This window comes from Stieleria neptunia, assembly GCF_007754155.1.
GTDB lineage: Bacteria > Planctomycetota > Planctomycetia > Pirellulales > Pirellulaceae > Stieleria > Stieleria neptunia.
Window position 1 is genome coordinate 6,207,699 of the sequence record NZ_CP037423.1, and the last position, 24,679, is coordinate 6,232,377.

18 protein-coding genes are annotated in these 24,679 nt (G+C 59.3%); 9 read left to right on the top strand and 9 right to left on the bottom strand.

Annotated features, from left to right (window positions below; all coding sequences use genetic code 11):
- Nucleotides 1-11: 11 nt before the first annotated feature.
- The 5 genes from Enr13x_RS21705 to Enr13x_RS21720 all read right to left on the bottom strand — a co-directional run bounded on the left by Enr13x_RS21705 (nucleotide 12) and on the right by Enr13x_RS21720 (nucleotide 5,371).
- Nucleotides 12-1,244 carry a DUF1559 domain-containing protein gene (locus Enr13x_RS21705; RefSeq protein WP_145388987.1) on the bottom strand — a complete coding sequence of 411 codons (1,233 nt, stop codon included), beginning with the start codon at nucleotides 1,242-1,244 and terminating at the stop codon, nucleotides 12-14.
- A gap of 41 nt (nucleotides 1,245-1,285) precedes the next feature.
- Nucleotides 1,286-1,456: a hypothetical protein gene (locus Enr13x_RS38165; RefSeq protein ID WP_197455275.1), complete on the bottom strand. Its 171-nt coding sequence runs from the start codon at nucleotides 1,454-1,456 to the stop codon at nucleotides 1,286-1,288.
- Nucleotides 1,457-1,849: 393 nt separating this feature from the next.
- The gene (locus Enr13x_RS21710; protein ID WP_145388988.1) at nucleotides 1,850-2,584 is read right to left on the bottom strand and encodes a dioxygenase family protein; all 735 of its coding nucleotides are present in this window, start codon (nucleotides 2,582-2,584) and stop codon (nucleotides 1,850-1,852) included.
- 338 nt (nucleotides 2,585-2,922) lie between these two features.
- The gene (locus Enr13x_RS21715; protein WP_145388989.1) at nucleotides 2,923-3,987 is read right to left on the bottom strand and encodes a peptidase M42; all 1,065 of its coding nucleotides are present in this window, start codon (nucleotides 3,985-3,987) and stop codon (nucleotides 2,923-2,925) included.
- A 97-nt stretch (nucleotides 3,988-4,084) separates the two neighbouring features.
- Nucleotides 4,085-5,371: an MFS transporter gene (locus Enr13x_RS21720; RefSeq protein ID WP_145388990.1), complete on the bottom strand. Its 1,287-nt coding sequence runs from the start codon at nucleotides 5,369-5,371 to the stop codon at nucleotides 4,085-4,087.
- Nucleotides 5,372-5,628: 257 nt separating this feature from the next.
- Between Enr13x_RS21720 and Enr13x_RS21725 the strand changes: the two genes are divergently transcribed.
- Both Enr13x_RS21725 and Enr13x_RS21730 read left to right on the top strand, forming a co-directional pair.
- Entirely contained in the window at nucleotides 5,629-6,348 is a 720-nt protein-coding gene (locus tag Enr13x_RS21725) for a hypothetical protein (protein WP_145388991.1), read from the top strand.
- Nucleotides 6,349-6,874: 526 nt separating this feature from the next.
- Nucleotides 6,875-7,804, top strand: a complete 930-nt coding sequence (locus Enr13x_RS21730; protein WP_145388992.1) for a cobalamin-binding protein — start codon at nucleotides 6,875-6,877, stop codon at nucleotides 7,802-7,804.
- A 9-nt stretch (nucleotides 7,805-7,813) separates the two neighbouring features.
- Here the strand turns inward: Enr13x_RS21730 and Enr13x_RS21735 are convergent, their stop codons facing one another.
- Nucleotides 7,814-8,377 carry a hypothetical protein gene (locus Enr13x_RS21735; protein WP_145388993.1) on the bottom strand — a complete coding sequence of 188 codons (564 nt, stop codon included), beginning with the start codon at nucleotides 8,375-8,377 and terminating at the stop codon, nucleotides 7,814-7,816.
- A 192-nt stretch (nucleotides 8,378-8,569) separates the two neighbouring features.
- Here Enr13x_RS21735 and Enr13x_RS21740 point away from each other — a divergent pair, with 192 nt between their 5' ends.
- Nucleotides 8,570-9,337 carry a 3-keto-disaccharide hydrolase gene (locus Enr13x_RS21740; RefSeq protein WP_231743692.1) on the top strand — a complete coding sequence of 256 codons (768 nt, stop codon included), beginning with the start codon at nucleotides 8,570-8,572 and terminating at the stop codon, nucleotides 9,335-9,337.
- 241 nt (nucleotides 9,338-9,578) lie between these two features.
- Here Enr13x_RS21740 and Enr13x_RS21745 read toward each other — a convergent pair whose 3' ends face one another.
- Both Enr13x_RS21745 and Enr13x_RS21750 read right to left on the bottom strand, forming a co-directional pair.
- Nucleotides 9,579-11,084 carry an HTTM domain-containing protein gene (locus Enr13x_RS21745; protein ID WP_145388994.1) on the bottom strand — a complete coding sequence of 502 codons (1,506 nt, stop codon included), beginning with the start codon at nucleotides 11,082-11,084 and terminating at the stop codon, nucleotides 9,579-9,581.
- A 211-nt stretch (nucleotides 11,085-11,295) separates the two neighbouring features.
- On the bottom strand, nucleotides 11,296-13,032 hold the full coding sequence (locus Enr13x_RS21750; RefSeq protein WP_145388995.1) for a hypothetical protein: 1,737 nt from the start codon (nucleotides 13,030-13,032) through the stop codon (nucleotides 11,296-11,298).
- Nucleotides 13,033-13,633: 601 nt separating this feature from the next.
- Here Enr13x_RS21750 and Enr13x_RS21755 point away from each other — a divergent pair.
- From Enr13x_RS21755 to dapA, 6 genes are all read left to right on the top strand, one after another.
- Nucleotides 13,634-13,867: a DUF4339 domain-containing protein gene (locus tag Enr13x_RS21755; protein WP_231743693.1), complete on the top strand. Its 234-nt coding sequence runs from the start codon at nucleotides 13,634-13,636 to the stop codon at nucleotides 13,865-13,867.
- A gap of 59 nt (nucleotides 13,868-13,926) precedes the next feature.
- Nucleotides 13,927-15,948 (top strand): DUF4129 domain-containing protein, encoded by a 2,022-nt coding sequence (locus Enr13x_RS21760; RefSeq protein ID WP_145388996.1) that lies wholly within the window; start codon nucleotides 13,927-13,929, stop codon nucleotides 15,946-15,948.
- Between the two features lie 399 nt (nucleotides 15,949-16,347).
- On the top strand, nucleotides 16,348-18,804 hold the full coding sequence (locus Enr13x_RS21765) for a hypothetical protein (RefSeq protein ID WP_145388997.1): 2,457 nt from the start codon (nucleotides 16,348-16,350) through the stop codon (nucleotides 18,802-18,804).
- Nucleotide 18,805: 1 nt separating this feature from the next.
- Nucleotides 18,806-19,732, top strand: coding sequence for an ABC transporter ATP-binding protein (locus tag Enr13x_RS21770; protein WP_145388998.1), 927 nt, complete (start codon nucleotides 18,806-18,808; stop codon nucleotides 19,730-19,732).
- Nucleotides 19,729-22,317 carry a hypothetical protein gene (locus Enr13x_RS21775; protein WP_145388999.1) on the top strand — a complete coding sequence of 863 codons (2,589 nt, stop codon included), beginning with the start codon at nucleotides 19,729-19,731 and terminating at the stop codon, nucleotides 22,315-22,317. The genes Enr13x_RS21770 and Enr13x_RS21775 overlap by 4 nt, the downstream gene beginning before the upstream one ends.
- Nucleotides 22,318-22,342: 25 nt before the next feature.
- Nucleotides 22,343-23,248, top strand: coding sequence for a 4-hydroxy-tetrahydrodipicolinate synthase (gene dapA / locus Enr13x_RS21780; protein ID WP_145389000.1), 906 nt, complete (start codon nucleotides 22,343-22,345; stop codon nucleotides 23,246-23,248).
- A 95-nt stretch (nucleotides 23,249-23,343) separates the two neighbouring features.
- Here the strand turns inward: dapA and Enr13x_RS21785 are convergent, their stop codons facing one another.
- The gene (locus Enr13x_RS21785; protein ID WP_145389001.1) at nucleotides 23,344-24,654 is read right to left on the bottom strand and encodes a homoserine dehydrogenase; all 1,311 of its coding nucleotides are present in this window, start codon (nucleotides 24,652-24,654) and stop codon (nucleotides 23,344-23,346) included.
- Nucleotides 24,655-24,679 lie beyond the last annotated feature (25 nt).

A 24,679-nucleotide genomic window follows, 5' to 3' on the forward strand; every position in this document is an offset into this window, starting at 1 on the left:
CGAACGCGATCCTATTGGTTCAGCGATTGATCAACGACTTCGTTGGCGGCACGGGTCCCGAGCGCTCCCCACAGTCCGTAGGGGCTTGGAGCCCCGGGAAGCGAAGGCGCAATGCTACTGGTGCTTTGGTAATTCACGTAGATCGTTTGCGCGTTGGAGTTACCCGCTTCGATCGAATCGGTAATGAAGACCACGGCACCATCGCCCATCAAAACATGCGCGCCGCCCTGGTGACGACTGCTGGGTGGAATGATGCCTGGCGAATTGATCCCGCTGCGTAGACAGATCTCACGGTTGGGCGGCGTGATCGTCGTGACCTGTGACCAGAACGGATAGCCCATCGCCCATTTATACCCTCGTCCGTTTTCGGCCCCGGTGATCAAATCGGGCGCCGCGGCGTCCCAAAATCGCGGTCGATCAGGATTCAAAAATTGTTGACAGTAACTCGGATCGTCATAGACGTTGATCACGTTCTGAGACTTTGCGGTGGTGATGATTTGTCGATCACCAAGATCGGTCGCGATCTCCGCCGCCGCAATCGTATTGGACAATCCATCCATGATGTCGCGAAACCGCATGTCCTTGCGAGGAACAAAGAAGCCACGCAGCGATTCACGGGCGCGTTGGGCGCGGCCGCTGTTGAGGACAAACTTTCCCTTTGTCGCGTCATAATTGAGCAAACCGACATTGGACTGATGAATCGAATCGCCGGTTGAAGCCGCGTAGTTGGTGCGTCCCTGAGCGGGAAAACCGACGCCCGGATCAGACGGACAACGCAGCGTCGGAATCTCGGTCATCCACGGCGCGTACATCGCCGTATTGTGGTTGCCCAGGCCCATGTTAGGGACCGGCCCCATCGAATTGTAAACATCATTGGTCGTCGTCGGGTCGCCGTCGGCATCAAGTGGATTTCGAATCTGATCCCAGAGCGCCTGTTGCTCCATGAACGCCGTCAGCCCGACAAAAATGCTCAACTGCATCGCGTTGTTGCTCGTTGCCGGAACCGCGTTGGCCGTGTTGGTTGCCGAATCCGTTCCACCCATCAGCATCGGAAGCTGTTTATAAGCCGAATGGTAGTTGTGGAGGGCGATTCCGATTTGCTTAAAATTATTACTGCAACTCATTCTGCGTGCTGCTTCGCGAGCCGCCTGGACGGCCGGTAGCAGCAAACCCACTAAAATTCCAATGATGGCAATCACGACCAAGAGTTCGACAAGCGTGAATCCAGATGTCTTTCGTTTCATCAATGCACTTCCATAAGAGAAAAGGAGTTTGGGGCAGACACTTATTCCGTTTCGATTTCTGGCGGTTCGGCGTTCGCGATCTCGGGGTTGTCCGCCAAGTAATCACTCAGCTCGCCGGCATCGGGTGCCGCGTCCGGTTGGCCGCAACCACCGACTAAAGAAAGACAAACGAGCAAGCCCAGTAGAGTGCCCCATGCTTGGATAGATTTCACGCAATTTCGCCTCAAGAGAAGGAACTATTTGGTACCAGTCCATTAAAGGACGGAAACGCAAATAAGTTCTTCGCGAGTTTGTCCAGATCGCTGTCGAAATTGTCCATCGGATCGAAAAGAGTTCGATCGATCGAATGCCGCAAGGCTAGGAAGAGGTGTGGCCCACAACAGCGCACCCGATGTTAGCGGCAGGGCGCGAGCCCTCCGGTCTTTCACGGTGTGATTGAAGCGCGACCGGACGGCTTGCGGGCTGTCGTTTTTGTGAGCCGCGAACGCGTAAGCGGCCGGGCACTGCGACGCTGCCCGAGGCCTTACGGCCAGCGGCTCACCATTGACTCAGCAGATCCCGACTTAATCGACAGCCCGCTCGCGCCGTTCCGCTAACACCGCCGCTCAACTTCGGTTCGGGCGTCCCTGCCGGCTTAACCATTGAGACTTACCGATGCCGTGCATCTTGCCGGATTCGTCTTCCTTGGCGGTGACGCCCAGGACGATGTCGAAGTTCACGGCCAGCTCACCGAGCTTTGAATCTTGAAGGGGCGCGAAATCCGCCAACACCGTCTCGCGAGCATTTGGATCGATGCCCTGGAACAGTCGGTCGCGCGCGTTGCCCGGATGCCCTTTCACGTACAACTGCGTGGTGAGAATCCGTTTTCCACCCTGGCTGACCCCGAAATGAATGTGGGGGGTTCGCCCCGGATAGGGGACAGGTTTGATGGTGCGAAAGTAATAGTGGCCTTTGGAATCGGTCAGGAATCGGCCATACCCTTGAAAGTTGGTGTCTTGGTTTTCACGATTCGTCTTGTCGCCGGTGTGGATGTACACCGCGTTGTGGTCGACTTGCCAGATTTCGACGAAGGCGTTGCGGACCGGATTGCCTTTGCCATCCAACACACGGCCGCTCAAGTGCGTGATTTCACCGACGGCCGGGGTGATCGAGTCGTTGATCACCAGCAGATCGTTGTCGGTATCCAGCGGCATCTTGTTGGGATAAAACGGGCCCTCGGTTTGAGGCGGCGTCTGAATCAGCTCCGCGAACAAACCTGGAGTGGTCAGCGCGGTGGCTCCCAAGGCCATTCCGCCATGAAGGATTCCACGCCGTCCAAAGACTGCTGCATTTCGATTCATGACCGTTCCCCTGTTCTGCGCAGGTTTGATCCCACGGGATTTCGATTCGGATGATGACGTAGCAATGAAACGTCCGTTGCCGCGCCAGGTTCCGCCGAAAGTCAGATCTTTCAGCGATGCCTTGATTGTACAGCGTGTCCGTAGGCCTAGCCCCAATGCCAGCTACTTTGACGCCAAGCGGGGTGTTTTTTGTTAGCGGTAGGGCGCGAGCCCTCCGGTCTTTCACGGTGTTTTTGAAGCGCGACCGGACGGCTCGCGCCGTTCCGCTAACTCCTTCCGTGCACTCCGTGGTGAATCTGCCGCGTCGGGGCGAACCGTGTGACACCCCGCCCGAATCGTCAATCCGCATCGGGCAACTCACAGATCGTCCGCAACAGTCGCAGCATCGCGGCGATACTGGATTTCTCCGCTGTTTCCGATGCGGTGTGATATGACGTGGTCGGCAATTGCAACGTCGTCCCACGGACCAGGCCATCGGTCGCGGCGATGATGCGTCCCAGTTCGGTGCGACCAATCGAAAGCGGTTTTTCACGCTCCAAGTTCAACAATTCGACGTAGCGATCTTTGAAGCGGTGACGAATGTTTAAACCATCGCAAATCCCGACCAGTTGGTCGGTCAGCGGTTCGTCGAAGGTCGCCATCGAGTCTCGATTCCTGAGCACGACGTCTTGCTTGGCGACTTCGTCCAAGGTTGTGAAGGGGCTGGTGTCCAAAACAATCAGCCGGTCCGTCTGCAGGTCATGTCGCTGAAACCACTCCACCGCAAACCGCCAACTGCGTCCCGCTTCTTCACCCGCGGTGAACAACGCCGTCCCCTTGAATCCCGAGCGGATCAAATCGATCAGCATCGCAACGCTAACCACATTGTCCAGCTGTGCCGAAACAAAGTTGTCATCGACGCGCAATCGGTCGAGAAACGCAACCGGAAACCCGGGTTGCAAGAACTCCAAACCGTCGAGTTCAAAGATCAAGTTGCGTCGTCGCGGACAAACGTAGGAACGCGTGATCTGGCCTTGACCGCAATAAGTGCCCGCGTAGGGCGTGTGGGCCTGGACACGCTGGCCATCAAAGCGTCCGGCGATCAACTCCATGAATTGTTCCGAAACCGAATCACCCGTCAATTCACCCCGGTTGCCCGCGATGAACGCGGCATATTGAAACTCATTGGGCCCGGTACACAACAATCCGTGCCGGTCCACGTGTGCCGACAGATAGACACTGTCCGGCTCGGAACCCTGAGCCACCAACAGCCCGTGGAAGCGATCCACCTTGACCGGATACTCTTCAAGCTCTCGCCGTAGGACACGAAAAAATGCATCTTCCACGCCGACGACCGAAGGTTCTCGGACCAGGGCTCGAAGCAGATGCAGGAATTCGTCGATGTTGGCAGACGGTTTGTTCACCGAAGGTCCTCAGAAACGAGCTGATCGCTGAATCATAAATACCGCACCGATGTTAGCGGAAGGGCGCGAGCCCTCCGGTCTTGCGGGCTCCATCGGTTCAGCCCTGTTCGCCGGTCTGATCGGGCAAACTGGCCAGGACCGGGGTGTCCAACGAAGCGGAACCGGGGCGGACGGCAACGGTTCGCACTCCCATCTCATCCGAATCCACAATCAGCCGCGGCACCCGCAACAGAAGCCCCAACGCAATCAAACGCCCGAGTGATGAAAGCGCGAACAACACCAGGTAGCCCTGGAAGCTAAGATCAAAATGGAACAGCACCGCGCCGCCCAGTAGAGCTCCCATCACCCACGCGGTGGTGTTGAGCAAGTTGTAAATCGTCAGCACGCTGGTGCGTTCTTCGACCGCGATCGATTCAAAAAACAGCAAGAAAAACGCCAGCTCGTAGGCGGCCCAAAACATGCCGCTGGCCGCCTGGGCAATAACCAGCCAGGCGTAGTGTTGCGAGACGACCCAACAGGCGCTGATCGGCACAATGCCGATGCTGCCGATCCAGAGCAGATTCTTCGCACCGGTCCGAGTGGCGACGCGTCCCCAAAACGACAATGAGACGACTTTGGCCAAAAACGCGATCGAAAACAGCCCCGTCAACTCGCCGTAGGAAAACTCCAGCTTGTTCAGCATGAACGGGGTGAAAAACGGCCCCGACATTTGCACCGCGGCCTGAACCGCAAACAGATAGACCAGCAATTTTCCGCCGCTGCTGGCACGCAAATGATGAAACACACGTTTCCACGGGATCGCACGCATGCCGGGCGGCAACGGAACCGGCTCGCTCTGCCGGAGCAACATCCAGGCCGAGACCAGACGACATGCCCCCGCAACGCCAAACAAGATGGTGAACGCGACGCGTTGCAAACCCAATGTCGTGAACCATTGCAGTAACACACCGCTGATCAGGAACCCGGCGAACACGCATCCTTGGGAGACTCGGGTGCGATTGGCAAAATAACGTGCCCGGATCGGCCGGGGGACAATCGTGCCGATCCAGGTGTTCCAAGCCGGCCCGGTCGCCAATCCGGTTCCCCAATAGATCGACACCACCAGGATCAACGTCACTGAATCAATCGCCCCGATCCATGCGGCAATCAACAGCGGCACGAACGTCAAGGCTTGAAGAAACGCACAAATGACAACCCAACGTTTGTGCGAGCGCAAGACGCGGATCGCCGTGGGGGATGTCAACTGCATCAGCCCCCCGGCGATCAACGGCAAACTGCTGACCATTCCCGAGGCCATTTCACCCAACCCGATCGCCAACGCGAACGCCGCAATGTAGGTCTCGCCGAAACCCACCATCCCGCCAAATGCCGCACCGTCAATCATGCTGGCACTCAAGTCACCGCGCAGGCGGCGCCTTTGGAGAGTTCCGTTCTCAGGCAGCGCTGTCAAACCATTCTCCGCGGTCGTCTTGCGTTGCGAACGGCGAGTATCGTGATCGGTTGGTGTTTCATTGGCTGATGTTTCATTGTGCGACGTTATAGAGATCGTTCCCAGATCATCAAGCCAGGTCCGAAAAATGAAACAAGGTTGCCAAACGTCTGGCAGCGCATCCGGTCCGTCTCGGTGGGCTCTCGATCACCATGGCCATTCGAAACGCAATCCAACGCGTCCCCATTTTCCCGCTATTGATCGCGGCGAGTCTGATCGTGGGGTGGTTCATTCCGGCGTTTTATGACTGGACCGGTTCGGACCAAAGTCGACCGTCGCCCCTGATCGGACCGTTCGCCATCGGGATGCTCGTTTCGGTGACCCTATTTTGTTTGGCGCTACCGTGGCTGCCGGCGCCACCACCGGCCCACCCGAACGGTGGAACGGTCCGCACACGATTCACGATTCGGACTGCTTTGATCGTCACGGCCATCGTCGCAGCACTGATCGCGACCGCCATGAAATTCCCCTTGGTGACCAGCGGCGGCGTGTACGCGATCGTCTGGTGTTGGGTCGTTTGGACCTTGCTGAGGTTTCGGCACTACCGCTTGCCGACGGCAGCGCTCTTGGCGTGTCTGTACTGCCCGTTTGCTTGGATCGCGTCCTGGAATGGGCTGTCGGGCATTCTGGAAGCCCTATTCGGAATGGCGGTGGGCTTGCCGGCTTTTTTCATCACGCTGTTTGCCGGCCGATGGATGGGGCAGCACTTTGATGCGCTAACGTGGCTGTCGATGTTGCTCACCGCCCTGGAATTGGCGGCCGGACTCTGGGTCATCCGACAAGGCCCCAAACTCACGATCGCCTATTGCCTGTGGGTGCTGTTGATCTCCGTTGCTGGATCCTTTGTGCTCAATGCATTGGTGCGAATGTAGGGACCCTCTAGCGGACGAAAGACGCGGAACGCGACGGCCCGGAAGGGCCATCGCACCTGCGAAATCCGGTCGGCGGATCTTTGGACGACGTCCTTTCCTGGTCGTGGGGGCGAGCCCCACGGACGACGGCCCGGAAGGGCCGTCGTACTCGGAAAGTGGACCGTTGTACGACGTCCTTTCTAGGTCGTCGTCGGGAGCCCCACGGACGACGGTCCGGAAGGGCCGTCGTACTCGAAAAGCGGACCGTTGTACGACGTCCTTTCTAGGTCGTCGTCGGCAGTCCAACGGACGACGGCCCGGAAGGGTCGTCGTACTCGGAAAGCGGACCGTTGTACGACGTCCTTTCTAGGTCGTCGTCGGGAGCCCCACGGACGACGGTTCGGAAGGGCCGTCGTACTCGGAAAAGCCGCCGCCTTCAGCTGGACGGTCCCTGTCGCCCGCACGCCGGGTTGACGGTCGTTGGCTGCGAAAGATGATGGGACGGCCGATCTGATGAAACACCAACCACTCAAACAGTCGAGACCGAATGCGGATCATTTCCCTGCTCCCCAGTGCCACGGAAATCGTTTGCGCACTCGGTTTGCGCGATCAGCTGGTCGGGGTTTCTCACGAATGCGACTTTCCGACGTCGGTGTCCGATTTGCCCAAGGTGACGCGGACGATCATTCCGGGCGACGCATCGAGCAGCGAAATCGACGCGTTGGTACGTGAACAATTGCAGCAGCAACGGTCGCTGTACAGCCTGGACGTGCCGCTGGTGCGTTCACTGGCACCGGACTTGATCGTCACGCAGACGCTGTGTGATGTCTGCGCGGTGTCGGAAGGTGAAGTGAAACAAGCATTGTGTGACCTCTCGGGCGACACGCGGGTCGTCCATTTAGAACCCGCCTGCCTGGCCGACGTCTTGAACAGCATTCGCCAAGTCGCCGTCGCGGCCCGGTGTGACGGGCGCGCCGAAGATTGCCTCAACCGCTTGAATCTACGTCTGCAAAAGGTAAAGGAACGCTCCCAAACGATTCACCACCGGCCCAGCGTGATGCTGTTGGAATGGATCGACCCGCCGTTTAGCGCGGGTCACTGGAACCCCGAGTTGGTGGAACTGGCCGGCGGCACGGGAATCATCGGCGTTGCGGGCGAGCGTTCGGTCGGCGTCGACTGGGAGCGTGTCGTTTCGGCAGACCCGGACGTAATGCTGATCGCGTGCTGTGGATTCGACGTCCAACGATCGCTCAAAGATGTTTCGCGGCTGCAATCGTTTCCGGGCTGGAGCTCACTCCGCTGTGTTCAATCGGGGCGTGTCTTCGTGGTCGACGGTTCGGCCTATTTCAATCGCCCCGGACCGCGGCTGGTGGATAGTCTGGAAATCCTGGCCCATACGCTGCATCCACAGGTTCATCCGCTGCCGGACGGGCTACCCGAATCGCTTCAGATTTCAAACGGTTCCTCCGAGCGATAAGAAGGAGTGTTAGTCCTCGAGCGTCTTGAGGTACTGCTCAATCGACTTCTTCATCGCTTCACGCTGAGCGGGATTCAGGTCTTTGGCAATGCCGGTGCCCTGCTCGATCTCCTTCAACTCTTGCTCGTACAGTTTCTTCATCATTGCACCAAACACCTGATTGAATCCATCCTGCGGCGTCATCCGTTTGGACAGGGGGTCTTTCAGATTCAATTCCTTGATGCGTTCGTCCAGTTTTTTTTGATCTGTAAAAAACTGCACCTTGGTCGATCGCTCATCGAAAACGAAGAACCCCTTTTTCGCTTTGCCGACGACATGTCCCTTGTAGTACCTCCACCACTGGATGTGGGAGACAAACACCGGGTTCTTCTCGTCCTGTTTAGCGTCATTGAAGGCCCGATGGAGGCAGACGCCGTGTTCCTCGGAATACGCATCGCACTTGGAGACCTCGTGTTTCCCGGCCGTTGTGACCGTCCATTCCGACAGACCAATGGAAGCCGCGCATTGGCTGGCGAAAGAAACGGACAGCAGCCCGCCAACCAACAGGCCTGGAACAAAGTGGGCGAAATTCATGACAGTCCAATCGTCGAACAGAGTTGAGCCTGGAGCCACCCCGTAGGCAGCCCTGGCCCGCGATTGTAGCCTAAATCGTCCACGAATCTTGACCGCAGAACGGCTGAGAATCGATTATCCTGGCGTAGGTCCGGTGCGGATGTCGGAGCGACAGCCGCCCATTTCCAATTCACCAACCTTTCGAGAACCGAAGTGTCGCGAAACTTTATTGAACAAACGCTCGTCCAGGGGGCCCTCGTCTGCCTGTTCGCCGTCAGCGGATTTGCCGACGGCGGCAGCGTCGATCCGGCCCAAAAAGCATGGTATGCCAAATACAAGAGCCAGCAGAACGCCCCCAAACCGGAAGCGATGCTGCTGAACACCGATCCGGAGCCGGAATTGACCGAAGGCTTTCGCGACCTGTTCAACGGCAACGACCTGACCGGTTGGTCCCCCAAGGGAGGAACTTGCAAATTTGAAGCCAAGGACGGCGTGCTGGTGGGAACCGTCGTCCCCGGCTCCAATAGCACCTACTTGAGCACCGACAAAAACGATTTCAAAGACTTCATTTTCACCTGCGAGATGAAATGGGAAGTCGACGGCAACTCGGGCGTCATGTTCCGGGCCCAAACCAAACCCGGCAAAAATGCTGAAACAGTGTTCGGGCCACAAGCCGAAATGGAAGGGATCAGCGGAGACCGGTTCTGGAACGGAGGCATCTATGGCCAAAGTTGCGGCGGCTACTTCTATCCCGTCTGGTTGAAGGAACACAAGGAAGCTCGCGCGGCACTGGATCGCGAAGGCTGGAACCGATTGACGATCTCCGCCAAGGGCAACGTGATCAAAACATGGGTCAACGGTGTCCCCGTCGCACACTGGGTCGACGACGGAACCTACACGCAAGGCTTCTTTGGTCTGCAGATCCACAAGGGCGCCAAAGGCATCGTGCACTGGAAAGGCATTCGCGTTAAAGAGCTGTAAGTCACGCAGGGAGAAGATGTGGGAGAGGCTTCCAGCCTGTCGACGTCGGGATGACAGCCTGGAGGGACCGTCCAGGCTTAGGACGACCGCTTTTCGAGTACGACGGCCCTTCCGGGCCGTCGTCCGTTGGACTCCCGACGACGACCTAGAAAGGACGTCGTACAACGGTTCCTGGAAGCCTATCGCACTGCGAGAAACCGAACTGATCGTCAGGCCGTTGGCGCGTTTCGCTACGCCCGATTCAAGGCGACGTTGCCCGCTGCTGCTGGCCCAAGCGGTCGAACTCTGCTTCGGCTTCACTCGGCCGCATCGAACGAAGCTCGCGAAAGGTCGCCGGCATTGCGATGCGTCCCCACCACTGGTCGAACGGAACCCGCCAAGGCTCCCGTGGCAGCGGACCCGGATCTTGCATCACCCAGTCGTCGGAAAACCAGCCCCGTTCGACCTGCGTCAAGTCGACGTCGGGCTGGACCAACGGTTGGGCGGGACGACCGTTCAGTGAGACAAGATGCAGGGCATACACCTTGCACCCCGGCTGGCCCATCGACGCGGCAAGGGACTGAAGTTTGAGCGCCGCCTGGCGGACCAATTCAGGATCGCGCGGTGCACGCATGACTTGGTTCGGTGTCATCACGATCTTGGCCGGCACGATCAAATAGTCATCGTCGGTTTGGATTTTGAACCACAGCAAACAATCTTTGTGCCGCAGCATCATCCGCCAGGCAAATCGCTGGCCCCGTTCATTCCAGCTCGGATTTCCGGGCAAGACCCAAGGCCGCATCGGCAGCAGCAGTTGTATCACGACGTAGACAACCGCCAGCCGGACTGCGACGCGGTGGACGCCAGAAACGGGGCGATCGGGTTGTGCCACTTCCGCGGTGGTGCCGCGTTTCCCCAGCAATCCCCCGAACCGCCGCAGCAACTGGGGGACAAACGAAGCGGGAAAGAACACATACAGCGTCGCCAACATGAACCACGGAAAGACGCCGATTTGGAAGATGGTGGCGTTGGTCAAGTGGAACACCAGTGCAGCCACCACGGCGAACGGCCGCGTCTTGTTCCACATCAACGCAGGAACAATCAGCAGATCAAACAGCAGTCCTCCCCAAGCCATCACCAACGCCGAACCCGGCAACTGAAACAACGTTCCGATCAAAGGCGTGTCGACGCGTGAAGCGACGAACAGACCTGCGGGTTGGCCGGCCAGCCAATCGGAATCGAGCTTGGCGATTCCCCCGAACACATACGGCAGCCCGAGCTGAAACCGAACCAGCCACCACTGCCAGAGACGCATGTGGGAATCGCCGGCGTTGCGTCGCAACAGCAGGCGATCCAACGAGAGCGTGCGGCCGCAGGGTAAAAAACAGCACAGCAGTGCGGTGCAGGCCAGCAGGTAGTCGTGATTGTTGTAGATCTGGCGTTCGACCAACAACACATAGGCCATCGCGACGGCCAGCACCGCGGCGCTAAAACGGGTCAGCAACCCCAGCGCGAATGCGATCGCGGCACAGCGGGCGATTTGGAAATGCCACCAGATTCCATCGCCCGGCCAGAGGTTCACCCAATGGAACCCGGCGTACTTGAACAACACGATCGGCTGGACGAACAGAATCCGCCAACGGTCGTCGGCCAAATAGTCCGTCGCCCAAAACCAAAAGGTGACGCCGAGGATGAAACGCAGTACGGCCAGCGGGCTGGCATCCACCGGCCGCATCGCATCACGCTCACGAGGCGGTTGAATCGACATGGCAGGGCGAGTGAGCGACAAACCGAAAACGAGTGTCGTCACGACACACGGCAAGACCGGAGGGCTTGCGCCCTGCCGCTAACAATGATGTGGTGTGTTAGCAACCAGCGGAAAACAAGTGTCGGATCTGTTGAAGTGGGATAGGCTTCCAGCCTGTCATTTCCGCATCGACAGGCTGGAAGCCTATCCCACTTATTTTCCGTCCGTTGCGTTAGTTGAGCAACGCGTCCATATCGGCCGGCACGGCAGCCGCGGGCGGTGCCGCCGGAGCGGGCTCCCCGTCGGCCGGTGCTTCGGCCTCGCCGACTGGATCGAGTGGATTTCCGAAACGGAAGACGGGGGCGTCGATCGCGGCCCGCTGTTGCACCGCCTTTCCTTCGGCAAGGGCCTCCAGCGTGGCGACCTGTTCTTGAAGTGCCGTGACATATTTCCTTCGCGTGTCCAGCGTCGTGTCATTCAGTTGGTTGGTCACGTCGAACAAGGACGTCAGCCATTGCTTGGTCGCATCGAGCGCGTCGGCGGGGGTCGACGCCATCAACCCGCCGGTGGCTTGGATTGATTCCACATCTTCCACGACTTTCCCTTCCCCGGTGACTCCCAACAGCACTTGCTGCAAGATGTAGTTCAGCTTCTTGCGGCTTGCGACGATCTCCGCGGGCTGTGGTTTGGCAGCCATGGTCCGCATTCCCATCCCCATCATGCTCATCTCCATCATCCCTTCCATGTCCATCTCCATTTCCATCCCAGTCCCCATGTCCATCTCCATATCCATGTCGTACATTTCATCCATCCCCATCATCGATTCGCCACGCATGCCGGGGGCCAGCGGCGTCTTCTCGTTCGGATCTTTGGTCTCCTTCAAGAAGGTCTCGGGGGCGGCGGGTTGGCGGATGGTCGGGGTGCCCGTGGATTTCTCCAGTTTGGCCAGCCGCGCCAGTTCGTCTTGGTAGGCGGCCAAGACCCGTTTGGACCACTGCTTCAACACCTCTTGGGTTTCCACCTCGCCTTCGGGCATCTTGCCGGGAAGCCGGGCGATTGCGGCAGCGGAGTGCAGAGCGATCAGATTCGGTTTGTCTTCGTTGGTGCTGATGCTGACGAATTGTTTGCCGTAGGTCGCGTCGGTGCTCATCTGGGTCAGAATGCTCACCGCATAGCGTTGCAAGAACGCATGTGCCAATTCGTCGCGCCCGGTGGGCGGATCTGACTCAAGCAACTGAACCATCGACTGGGTTAAGCTGTCTTTGACGCCTTGCAGTGTCGGATCGTTGGACGGCGAGTAGCGGACGTACCGTTCGATACCCTTCAGCGCCGCCGCCCGCACACCGTCGGGGTTGTTGACGTCGTCGTAGATCGTTTTCAAATCGGTCAGCACAAACGAATAGGGTTTCGGGACACCCCCACGCTGCGCCGGGGGCCGAGACAACCCGGCGATGAATTGAATCGCGTTGATCCGCGCCGCAGGCTGGTAGTTGCCCAACGCGACGGGTTTGAGTCCGGCGTAGAGCCACCTCATCACGCTCCCCGCCCCAGGCGTTTGAGACCGAACCGCGCTGTCCATCACCGCGCGAACGTGTCCCATCACGTCATTGATTTGATGTGTGGCGTCGGGTTGCGTGATCTTGGCCGGCACGTACTGCTGGAAATACCGCTGGACGACGGCCAATTTCGTCTGCGAAAAACCGCTCAGATCGCGTGTCGTCGCATAGGCTCTCGCCTCGCGTTGAACCGTCGCCAAATTGTCGTCGATCAGGGGTTCGACATCCAGCACATCGTACTTGACCGCTTGTCCCGACGCGGTCGCCGCCACCATGGCAGCGGCAGCCAGCGCGACAAACAATGCCAGCGCCCGGATACCAAGCTGTTTCCGACGCAGATCGGTCCGCGGAACCGACGCTGCGACCGCTCGACACGGAGCAGGGGTGAGGGTGGCACGTTGAGTTCGTGTCATGACGAATCCGTTGTTATGTGTTGAGCAGACGGTTGAGCAGACGAAGCAAGAAGAGGGAATGATGGTCGCGAGTCGCTGGGCATCCGGCCGAAGGCGAGCCTGCTTTTACTCCGCGACGCGTCATTATCCTATGGTTAAACGAAGCTCGTCAAACAAAATTAGAGAGCAATTGCACCAACGGATGCCAATTCTGGCGAATTTCACGGTTGCTGCCCAAAATGCAGTACCCCCTGCTCGATTTGAACGAGCGTTTCCAGGCGGAAAGCCTGACGTCCTAGGCCAAACTAGACGAAGGGGGCGGTGAAGTCGGGGTAAACTATAGTTGTTGCTGAGAATCTTGCCATCGGAGGTTCCCGCCACCCCGTCTGCCGAGGTAATCGCGTGCCAAATTGCGCGCTCGACCACCGAAAAAGTCCACTTTGCCGCATTCCGCCCCATTAATTGGCGCGCACCGTGCGGCATTTCTTCGTTAAACTGTAGCTTCGGTGGAGAAAGCGACGATGGTGATGTGGGACAGAGGGAGGAAAAACGACACACGCTGCCAAGTTCATGAGAGGCTCTCTCCCCCAACTCTTTTCTTTTTTCGAAGGTGGCGATCGAGATGTCAACTCAATGGTTTTACATGGCGAGCGGCTGGATCCGAAAGGCTCGACGCATCGGCCCCATCTCCGAAGCCGACCTGCTCAGCCGTATCGACAAAGGACAAATTGATCCGGCCACGCTGGTTCAGAGCAGTAAGACACGCAACAAGTGGATTCCGATGAATAAAGTCGGTCCGGCGATGGAACGTTGGCGACGCAGCCATCCCGAGGATGCTAAAAAGACGGCTCCGTAGGGCGCATCCTTTCCGCCGCGCCGTCTCCAACGCGTCTCTTTCCGTCGAGTTATTGCCCCTTGGCCGGTCGCCCCCAACCCGCTGACTATGCCGCCATCGGTGTCGGACCGGTGCTGATCTTTTTGATGATCAGCAGCCTGGCCAACTTCTTCGTCTCGCTGCTCTACGACGGCAACTTCTCCGATCGCATCTTCTACCTGATCCTGATGTACACCATGGGATCGGTCGCGCTGGCCCGCATGGTCATCGAAGAAAGCCGAGCCTATTCGGCAGGCTACGCGATGGCCCTCGGCGCCGCGATGGTGTTCGTGATGACCGGCTTCGTCGGATCGATGTTCTTTTCCATCGGGCTGGTCGTCCTGATCGGTTACCTCGCCGACCGTATCGTTCACGACTGCACCGTGATCGATGAATCGGTCGACGCCAGCGGCGAGGGGCTGATTGATCGGGGATTGGACGAAGCAAGCGGACTGTCGCGTCGAATCGCCGCGGACACCCCTGACCAGCAAGCCCCCGTTTCGGAACAAGAAAGGCGGCGTCGAAAATCGCACCAACCCGGTCGCACCGTGTTCCTGCTCGCCCTCGCCGCGCTGCCCCTGTTCGGAATCGGTCAATTCATGCTGCAGAACAGTCCGCAAGTCTGGGCGCGGGCACAGTTGATGCTGGGACTGTATTTGTTCTCGAGTCTTTCGCTGTTGGTGACCACCAGCTTTCTAAACCTCCGCCGCTACCTGCGACAACGCGATGTGGACATGCCGGGCGATGTCACGGTTGCCTGGCTCGCCGGCGGCGTTGCCCTGATCGCGGCACTGTTGATGCTGGCGTTCCTGGCCCCCATGCCGGGGGCGGCGATCGCCAATTTTGAACTGCCGAAATTCTTGAAAACGGATCCCAAAACCGCCAGCAGTGCGGGCTGGGGAAAGGAAGCCGCCGACAAATCGGACAACCCATCCGATGCAGAAACCAATCGCGATCGCGCGCCGAGCCAAAAAGATCAGAAGGGAGCCGGAGTCAATCAAAACCGCGCCAGTGGCAAGTCAAACGGCAAGAAATCCGGACAACAACAATCCGGACAACAACAATCCGGGCAACAGCAATCCGGGCAACAGCAATCCGGGCAACAGCAATCCGGGCAACAGCAATCCGGGCAACAGCAATCCGGGCAACAGCAATCCGGGCAACAGCAATCCGGGCAACAGCAATCCGGGCAACAGCAATCCGGGCAACAGCAATCGACCGACCGTGGCGATCAACAACGCGAAACTAATTCGTCGCAAGATTCATCCCAAGGGCAAGATTCATCCCAAGGGCAAGATTCATCCCAAGGGAAAGAGTCGTCGCGAGGTGAGACCGACAATGAGTCACCTAACGAGTCGGCCTCCGGTGAGCCCGCTCAAGAGCAAGAGGATCGTGCCGAAGATCCGCAAGGCGACGGACAAAGGGAATCAGACGAACAACGGGACTCGGAAAGCGGTGGTGAGCGAGGAGACTCGGCGGAGACATCCGGTTCGTCGTCGAGCAGTTCGATGCCGTCGTTGCCTGACGTGCTGCCCGCCGTCAGCGGTCTGTTTCGATTCCTGTTGATACTGGGACTCTTGGCGATCGTTGCGTTCTATCTGTATCAAATGCGGGAACGGTTGGCGCTCTGGTGGCAGTCATTGTTTGGACGCGAGCGCGACGCCACCGGATTGGCGGACACGATCGGACCACATGGAGTTCAGGATGCCCCGCGCAGACCGTTTTCTTCGTTTCGAAATCCGATCGGTCATGAAAAGGATCCCCGACGCGTGGTGGTGATGACCTGCCAAGCGTTTGAGGCCTGGTCGCGTGAACGCGGGTTTGAGCGAAACCGTGACGAAACGTTCTCCGAGTTTGGTTTGCGATTGAGGCAGACGACGAAGCAACGGCACGATGCGAAGGCTCTGTTTGCACCGGTCGAGGCGGCGACGGGCCGATTGACCATGGCGTACGACCGGATCGTATACGGCCGCGGCCAGGCGCGGCAAAGTGATCTCGATGCCGCCAAGGCGATGTGGAAACACATGACCAACGCCCCGGTCCACGAGATGGCCGGCGCGTGAAAACCCAACTGACGTCAGCCGATTCCGCAAGCGTTCGGACCAATGTCATCGACGTTGACGCCAAGCGGGGAGTTCATTGTTAGCGGCAGGGCGCAAGCGGGCTGTCGTTTTTGTGAGCCGCGACGCATAAGCGGCCGGGCACTGCGACGCTGCCCGAGGCCTTACGGCCAGCGGCTCACCATTAACTCAGCAGATCCCGACTAAATCGACAGCCCGCTGGCGCCAAACGGCCGGTCCGAGGAAAAGGGTACACGTGAAGCATGTTGCACGCATCGGGCAGCGGCGAATCCGCGCGTCGGGAATCCTCTCCGGCGCACCAATCGCGTACACTAATCACGGTCCGGACGGGGCCGCCCCCCGACTCGTCTTCTCCGCCACTTTCCCACGTCGATTTTTCGAATGCCGCGTCCCGCGTTTTTGCTGTTTGCCCTGCTCACCGTCCCGCTGATCGTCGGCTGTGACGGATGCACCACGACCCCGACGACCGACCCCGACGCCCAGGAGGGAGAAAATGCACCGCTGGAGGCCTATTCGACTCGTACGGCGATCGCGTTCCCCTCGGACCAAAGCGAGTCGTTCGGGGCGGTCAAGCCGGGGCACTGGATGACGGCGGAACAGTCGATCCGCAGCAACAAGGCTGACACCCGCGGCGAACTGTCCAGTCGATCGGAGGTGATTCTGCGCGACGTCAACATGGAACGAACGGGCGCGATCCAAAGCCTCCAGTCGGTCCGTCCGGTGGTCTTACCCAAAGGCCAGATGCGCGGCTTTGATTTCCGTTTTCGATGCCCGATCCCCAATTCGATCGACATACGACGCGTCAACCTGTCCAGCCGATTTGTCCCCCGCAGCGGCGGCATCTTGGATACGGGTGGGCAACCGTTCAACGTGATGCGCGGCAGCGAGTACTTTTTTGTCGTGCTGAGCAAGCGTCCGGAACGATTCACGCGTCTGCAAACGGCCAACTGGACGCGATCGTTTGAATCAGAGATCCAAGACCCGACCGGGCACAGTAACTATCGCGTTGTGGTGCCTGACGCGAGCGACCTGCTGCCGTTGCCAGAAACGATGTTGGATTGGTCCAGCACCGCCGTGGTGCTTTGGGACGATCTGTCCGAAGACGCGTTGACGCCGCAACAACACACCGCGCTAGCCGATTGGATCCGTTTCGGCGGCCGTTTGATCGTCAACGGACCGGCGGCCAGTGACGCCATCGCCAATACCTCGCTGGCCGACGTGTTGCCGCTAATCCCGACCAGCAACATCGAACTGGATGGTGATGCGGCGGCCGAGTTGTTGACCAAGAACTCCGTGGCGACGGATCGATCGTTACAAAAACAAATTGAACTGGTCAAGTCTCAGGTCAGCCACATCGCGGTCGACGGGCGACTCGATCCCGACGCATCGGCCGTCGACAAGACGGCGTCACTCGTTTTGACGCGACGCATCGGCCGCGGTTCGGTCATCCAGCCTCGATTCGATCTGACCGACAACTGGGTCGAAGCTTGGGACTCCTACGACAGCTTCGTCAATAGCGTGGTTCTGAATCGTCCGCCGCGAGAGTACGTCGAACCCAACCTCGGCGACATCAGCCCAGAAGAGTTGGCCGAACAAGGATACAGCCCCAGCGAACTGCGTTTGTTTTTCCAGGGGACAACGCTCCGCAGTGACGCCGCCGCGAACACCAGATTCCGAATCATCACCCGCGACAGTTTGCTCGCCGGTTCCGACGACGACGAGAAAAAGAGCAACAGCCCCTTCGACTCGTTCTGCAGGGTCGACGCGGTGACCGGCATTTCGGCCTGGAACGATTCCAGCGACGCGATCTCGATGTTGCAAGAAAAACTCACCAGCGAAGCGGGAATCGAGATACCGGGTTCCGCGCTGGTGGTGCGATCACTTGCGATCTATTTGATCGTGTTGGTACCGATCAACTATCTCGTGTTTCGATTGATGAATCGGCTGGAGTACGCGTGGTTTGCCGTCCCGCTGATCGCCGTGATCGGCGCCGCGTTTGCCGCTCGTCAGGCGAGGCTGGATATCGGTTTTGCCCGCAGCACGACGGAGTTGGCGATCTTGGAAGGACACGCCGGATATCCCCGCGCGCATTTAACCCGCATGATCGGAATTTACAATTCGCTCTCCAGTCGGTACGAATTGCAATTTCGCACGGTCGACGGCATCGCAGCCCCGCTCGATGGCGAGCCGGATCCGAACACCGACATCCAACCGCTGATCCGCACGTCTTTTGAAGAAGGGCCGTCGCTGGCTGATTTCGCCATCAACAGTAACCGCATGCGTTACGTCCACAGCGAAGAAATGGTCGATCTGGGCGGCGTGATTGAATTTGACGGTGACCGCACGCTGACCAGCGAAGCGGACATCGAGTTTTTGGACACGCTGTTGGTGCGAAAGAGCGATCGCGGTGAGACCGAAATCGCCGTGGTCGGAACGTTCAATCGCGGGGAGACAAAAACGGTTGAGTTTCGCGGCTCGGATCAATTGATGGTCGCCGACGATTTGCCGATGCATGCCGACGACCTGATGAAACGTTTGGCGGCATCGGAATCGGTTCCCGACGGGACGACCCGGCTGATCGCCAGAATCGATGGTTCACTCGATGGACTGGAAATCTCCCCTGCGGCAAGCCAGCAAACGGCGCAAACGATCGCCATCATTCACCTTCAACATGCCGATCTCCCCGAACCGGTCGCCGACAAAAATCTTGTCAGTGACTTTCGCCGCGTCAACCGCATCGAGACCACGACGCAGGAATCGGAAGATTCGAAATCGGATTCGGATTCGGCTGAAACGGACACGACCAACAGCAAGCCATCGCCGACGGAGAGCGAGTGAGATGATTACGTTGACAGGATTCGGAAAGGACTATGGCGACTTCACTGCCGTGCAGGAGTTGGATCTTCATATTGAAGCCGGGGAGACGTTCGGGTTCATCGGCCCCAACGGTGCGGGCAAGAGCACCACGATTCGCTTTTTGGCCACGCTGTTGCGGGCCACACGCGGTCGCGGCGAAGTCGCCGGATGTGACGTGATGGCCGATCCGGTCGGCGTTCGTCAGGCCGTCGGTTACATGCCCGACAACTTTGGCGTCTACGACGGCATGCGGGTCTGGGAATTTCTGGATTTCTTTGCCGTCGCCTATCGGATCGGACGCAAGGATCGAAAACAGATCATCGACAACGTCTTGGAGTTGCTGGATCTGACCCACAAACGCGACGATTTCGTCAACGGTTTGTCACGCGGCATGAAACAACGCCTGTGCCTGGCCAAAACCCTGGTGCACGACCCGCCGGTGTTGATTCTGGACGAACCCGCCAGCGGCTTGGATCCCCGCGCCCGCGTCGAAGTGAAAGAGTTGCTCAAGGAGTTGCGTCGGATGGGCAAGACGATTCTGATCAGCAGCCACATCCTGACCGAACTGGCCGATTGTTGTACTTCGATCGGCATCATCGAACGCGGACAATTGTTGATGAGCGGTCCGATCGAAACGGTCTATCGACAGATTCGACGAAACCGGCACGTCGAAATTCAGTTCGTCGCGGGGGAAGAGGCCGGGATGTCGATCTTGCGCAGCAGCCCCTCGTTGCGATCGATCGAACAGGGACCGACCTACATCGTCGCCGAACTGGAAACCGACGACGAAGGGCTGGCGACGTTGATGGAGACGATGATTGCTGAAGGGGTCCGTTTGCGTTCGTTCAATGATCGCGCCCCGACGTTGGAAGATGTCTTTATGACCGTGACCAAGGGCCTGGTGACGTGATCCGCTGTGTTGCGTCGGTAGCCTTGGTCGTTGCCGTCATCCTGGGATCGACTTGGCCGACGCTGTTGGGAAAACGCATCGCATTCCGCGACGTCAACCATTTTTACTTGCCGCTGTATGATTACGTGGCCGAGCGGACGGCCGCACAGTGGCTGCCGCTCTGGAACCCGCTCGATCACACCGGCATGCCCTTGATCGGTGAGACGTCGACGGCGGTCTTGTACCCGTTGCGATGGCTGGTGTATTCGTTTCCGCTGGCCAGCGATCGGCTGTCCAACGAATCGCTGATCAGCCTCTATCTGATCGTTCATCTGTTGCTGGCCTCCGCCGCCGCGGCCTGGTTGGCCAAGTCGATCGGCTGCCGGCGGCTGGGAGTGTTGGTGGCGGCAATCGTTTATCCGCTCTCGGGCAGCGTTTTCTCGCTGTGTTGCAATCCTCCGTTTTTGGTCGGCGCGGCGTGGATTCCGTTCGCCCTGGGCGCCTGCCTGCCGACGATGTCGACGGCGGGCCGATCACGGTCGATGCGTCGGCGGATTGTGATCGCCGCCACGGCGCTGGCCATGATGGTGCTCGGTGGCGATCCCCAGTCGGCATTGCACTGCGTGATGACGGCCGCCGCGATTTCGCTGTTCCACGCCCGGGGGCAATTTCGACAAGCCCGTCGCCAAGGCCGGACGTGGATGCAATGCGAATTCGTCCGCACGCTGCTTGTCGGCGTTTGCAGTGGTGCGTTGGCGGTCGGGATCAGCTCGATCCAAATCGCGGCATCGCTGGATTGGAGTCGCCAAAGTGTTCGCGCGGCGCGTGTGGCCCAGCGCAGCGAGATCTACGAGTTTTCGCTTGCACCCTGGCACGCCGTCGAAACCCTCTCGCCACGCCCCTTCGGCCATCTGTTTCCCGTCCATCGACGGATCGCGAACGTGATTCCCGGTGAAGGCCGGATGTGGACACCGTCGCTCTACGCGGGTTTGGTCGTAGGGTTTGCACTGCTTTGCCGTCTGGCCCGGCCGCGAAGCTACTTTGTGGATCCCTGGCTGGCCGTCTCGCTGGTCAGCTTGACGATTTGTTTCGGGCATTTCGGCCTGGTCTGGTGGCTGCAACAGATCCCCGGCGTGCTTGAACATGGTGACAGCGCCGTCGGGGGACCATTTTGGATGCTCTGTCAGTGGATTCCCGGCTACAGTTCATTTCGCTATCCGGTGAAATGGTTACCGATCTTTGCCATCGCCAGTTCCATGGTCGCGGCACAGTGGATTTCGTCCGATCGCGACAAAGTTGAATTGCCCCTGGCGTTGATGCTGTTGGTCGGTTTTTCCGGCGGCGGTGTGTTGGCGCACCTGGCCAGTCAGCAATGGGAACGCTGGCTCCCGATCGACCCCGACGCGATTCCGGTCGACGAATACTGGGGACGACTGGATGTCGCCGGCGGCCTCGCGATGATTCGATGGTCGTGTGGGTGGTCGGTGGCGGTCTTGTGCGCGCTGGTCGGTTTGCGGCGGTTTGCCGGCTGGCACGATCAGCGCCGCCCCGCGATCTGGATCGGCGGCGCCTGGGTCGCGTTGATCGCGATCGATGCGATCACCAACACATCGACGTTGCTGCCGCGGGTGGATGTTTGGCGGGAACGACAATTGGCCCACCAGGCGAGCCCGGCGCCGATCGCACGGACACGCACCTTGCGCACGCAAGCGGGAATGTGGCCGCAGCAATGGCGGACCACCCGATCCGTCGATCGCCCGTTGGAAGTCGCCGCAAGCGAACGGATCGCCTGGTTCGGGCGTTGGCATCTGGCTGAGCGACAGGCGGTGTTCAACAGCATGGTCAGCATCAAGAGCCGCAGTTATGGAGAGTTCTGGTGGTCGTGCAACCACCATCTGCAACACCTGGACCGCGAACAACGCGCGGCGTTTTGGCAGGCGATCCGACAGTGGCTGGCGATCGGAGCGGTCTCGCACGTCGACGGCCACTCGGCCACGGCGGCCGATGGACTGACCCTGGTTTCGGTGCAGCGGCGGATGACCGAACCGGTTCGCGACCTCCGCGTTTTCACCGAATGGTTGCCGGAAAAACCGCTGCGGGAACTGATTCCAGAACTCGTACTCCGCCCCGGGCTGCCGTTGCCACACCTGGCGGCAGCTCCACCGACCTCCGGTTCCGTCACTGCACCAGTGGCCGGTTCGGTCACCGCACCGACCGGGCGATCGGCACGCGTCGACCGAGCGGCCGACGGAACGATCCTCGTCCGCTGCGACACCGATTGCGTGCTGGAACGCTGTGTCTATCAGGACGGGAACTGGCGGGCCGGGCTGGACTCCGTTGCCGGTGATTCGTCGAGATCGCTAAGGGTTTTCCGCAGCAGCCACTTGAATCAGGCGGTGCTCATTCCACCGGGAAATTGGCGTGTGACGTTTGAGTATCGGCCGTGGTGGAAAGGACCGGCCCTGGCCGTGACGACTTTCGCGGCCATTATGTTGGGGATTTTGGTGGTTTTGCCGAACCAATTCGGCATGGCGACGGTCCGGGGAATTGTGTTTTTCCTGATCCGCGGTAGGCTGCTGCGCTCGTTTCGCCCTTACACTCGCTAAAAATTCAACACCCCAGGGACTCCTTATGACCCAGCGTCGTGGATCTGATTTCGCCGGACTATCGGTCGCCATCATCACGCCCTTTGCCGACGGCGGTGTGGACTACGACCGGTTGAAACAGCAGATCGAATTCCAGCTCGAGGCGGGCACCCGTTGCATCGTTCCCGTGGGCACGACCGGCGAATCTCCGACGTTGACGCACGACGAGCACGAACGCGTGATCGCGGAGACCATCCAGTGTGTCGCCGGTCGTGCGAAAGTGATGGCCGGGACGGGCAGCAACAGCACCGCCGAAGCCCTTCGATTGACGAAGCGCGCCGCCAAGGAGGGAGCCGATGCGACGCTGCAGGTCGCCCCCTATTACAACAAGCCGACTCAAGAGGGCTTGTACCAACACTTCAAAGCGGTTGCCGAAGCGGTCGAGATCCCGGTCTGCGTCTACAACATTCCCGGCCGCACCGGAAAAGAAATCGACGTGTCGACGATCCAGCGACTGGCCGAATTGCCGGGCATCACGATGGTCAAGGAAGCGACGGGAAAACTGGATCAATGCTCGGCGATCGTCGGCACGACCGATCTGACCGTGCTGTCCGGCGACGATTCGCTGACGTTGCCGATGATGAGCGTCGGAGCCGAAGGCGTGGTGTCGGTCGTCGGCAACCTGGTTCCCGGCGACATGATCAAATTGGTCCATGCCGCCAGCAACGGTGATTACGAACTCGCTCGCAAGATGCACCACCAGCTGTTCGCCCTGTGCAGCAACATGCTGGGACTCGCCACCAATCCGATCCCGGTCAAAGCCGCGATGCGGATGGTCGGACGCGACACGGGCGAATTGCGTTTGCCGATGACGCCCCTGGACGAAGCAGCCGAGCAGCAGTTGCAACAAACGATTCTCGCCTATGGCCTCGCCAGCGCCGCAGCCGTTTGAAAAAGGTGTCCGACACCTTTTTGGCAAAACAGGGGCTATGGGCAGACCGGGCAGCTGAGGCTTTGGGAAAGGTGGCGGACACCTTTTTGGCAAAACTATTCTTTCACGCGGAATCGTGTGACGACGCCTTGGACGGCGGGGAGCGCTTCGATTTCGCTGGTCGCCAACTTCGCCGCGCCCTCGGTGGCCTGGTGCGTCATGATCACCAGCGGCACCAATTCCATCTCCCCGCGAGCCGTTTCGGATTCGTGCTGGATCACCGAGGCGATTGAGATCGCATGCTTGGCCAAGACGTTGGCGATGGCCGCCAACGTGCCGGGGTGATTGGCGACATGCAACCTCAGGTAAAAGCGTCCGCGTAACGTTTCGGCGTCGCGGAGGATGGCGCGGGGCGGGTTGTCGCTGGAGAAGTATTCCAGCGTTTGAAAAGTCAACTTGGTTCGGCCGACGGCGGTGTCGATCAAATCTGCCACGACGGCGGACGCCGTCGGCATCTGGCCGGCCCCCAGGCCGTGAAAGAAGACGGGGCCGACGGCATCGCCGATCGCACGGATCGCGTTGAACGCGTTTCGCACTTCGGCCAACGGCGTCCCGATCTTCAACAGCGTCGGCGAAACCGACAATTCCAAGCCGTCGTCGGTCAAATTGGCGACGGCCAACAATTTGATGCGATAGCCGAGCTCCCGCGCGTATCGCAGGTCCACCGGATCCAACCCATCGATCCCGACTTTGGGGATGTCGTTCCAGTCGACGGTGGCGCCGAACGCCAAGTGCGCCAAAATCGCCAGCTTTTGTGCCGCGTCGGTGCCGTCGACGTCCATCGTCGGATCCGCTTCGGCGTAGCCGAGTTCCTGCGCCGTTTTGACGACTTCCTCGTAGTTGGAACCGAACTCGTCCATCTGGCTGACGATGAAGTTGCTGGTCCCGTTCAGGATCCCTTCGAGCGATTGCAACTGGTTGGCCGACAGGCATTGGCTGATGTTGGCGATGATCGGGATTCCGCCGGCCACGGACGCTTCAAAGGCGATACTGCGGCCCAATTGTCGCGCCCGATCAAACAATTCCGGACCGTGCTCGGCCAGCAGGGCTTTGTTCGCCGTGACGATGTCTTTCCCCGATTCCAGCAACCGCAGCATGATCGATCGGGCCGGTTCGAGCCCACCGATCAATTGCGCCACAACGGTGATTTCGGGGTCATTGACGACTTCATCGATCGAATCCGTCAACACGCCCTCGGGAAGATCGATCCGTGCGGCGGCTTTGGCAAGGTCTCTCGCGACCGCTTTGCGCAACCACAACGTTCGTCCGGCATGACGCGCCGTGCGGTCTCCATGATCGAGCAACAGACGCGCAACACCGCTACCAACAGTACCCAGGCCAACAATGGCAATGTTTGTCTTTTCCATGACGCCAGATGTTAACCGCCCGACC

Bases quoted from the DNA above. Each gene is read 5' to 3' on its own strand.
- Enr13x_RS21755 (WP_231743693.1), top strand. From the start codon at position 13,634: ATGTCAACTCAATGGTTTTACATGGCGAGCGGCTGGATCCGAAAGGCT.
- Enr13x_RS21735 (WP_145388993.1), bottom strand. From the start codon at position 8,377: ATGAATTTCGCCCACTTTGTTCCAGGCCTGTTGGTTGGCGGGCTGCTG.
- Enr13x_RS21785 (WP_145389001.1), bottom strand. From the start codon at position 24,654: ATGGAAAAGACAAACATTGCCATTGTTGGCCTGGGTACTGTTGGTAGC.
- dapA (WP_145389000.1), top strand. From the start codon at position 22,343: ATGACCCAGCGTCGTGGATCTGATTTCGCCGGACTATCGGTCGCCATC.
- Enr13x_RS21730 (WP_145388992.1), top strand. From the start codon at position 6,875: ATGCGGATCATTTCCCTGCTCCCCAGTGCCACGGAAATCGTTTGCGCA.
- Enr13x_RS21745 (WP_145388994.1), bottom strand. From the start codon at position 11,084: ATGTCGATTCAACCGCCTCGTGAGCGTGATGCGATGCGGCCGGTGGAT.
- Enr13x_RS21725 (WP_145388991.1), top strand. From the start codon at position 5,629: ATGGCCATTCGAAACGCAATCCAACGCGTCCCCATTTTCCCGCTATTG.
- Enr13x_RS21705 (WP_145388987.1), bottom strand. From the start codon at position 1,244: ATGAAACGAAAGACATCTGGATTCACGCTTGTCGAACTCTTGGTCGTG.
- Enr13x_RS21750 (WP_145388995.1), bottom strand. From the start codon at position 13,032: ATGACACGAACTCAACGTGCCACCCTCACCCCTGCTCCGTGTCGAGCG.
- Enr13x_RS21765 (WP_145388997.1), top strand. From the start codon at position 16,348: ATGCCGCGTCCCGCGTTTTTGCTGTTTGCCCTGCTCACCGTCCCGCTG.
- Enr13x_RS21770 (WP_145388998.1), top strand. From the start codon at position 18,806: ATGATTACGTTGACAGGATTCGGAAAGGACTATGGCGACTTCACTGCC.
- Enr13x_RS21710 (WP_145388988.1), bottom strand. From the start codon at position 2,584: ATGAATCGAAATGCAGCAGTCTTTGGACGGCGTGGAATCCTTCATGGC.
- Enr13x_RS21720 (WP_145388990.1), bottom strand. From the start codon at position 5,371: ATGATTGACGGTGCGGCATTTGGCGGGATGGTGGGTTTCGGCGAGACC.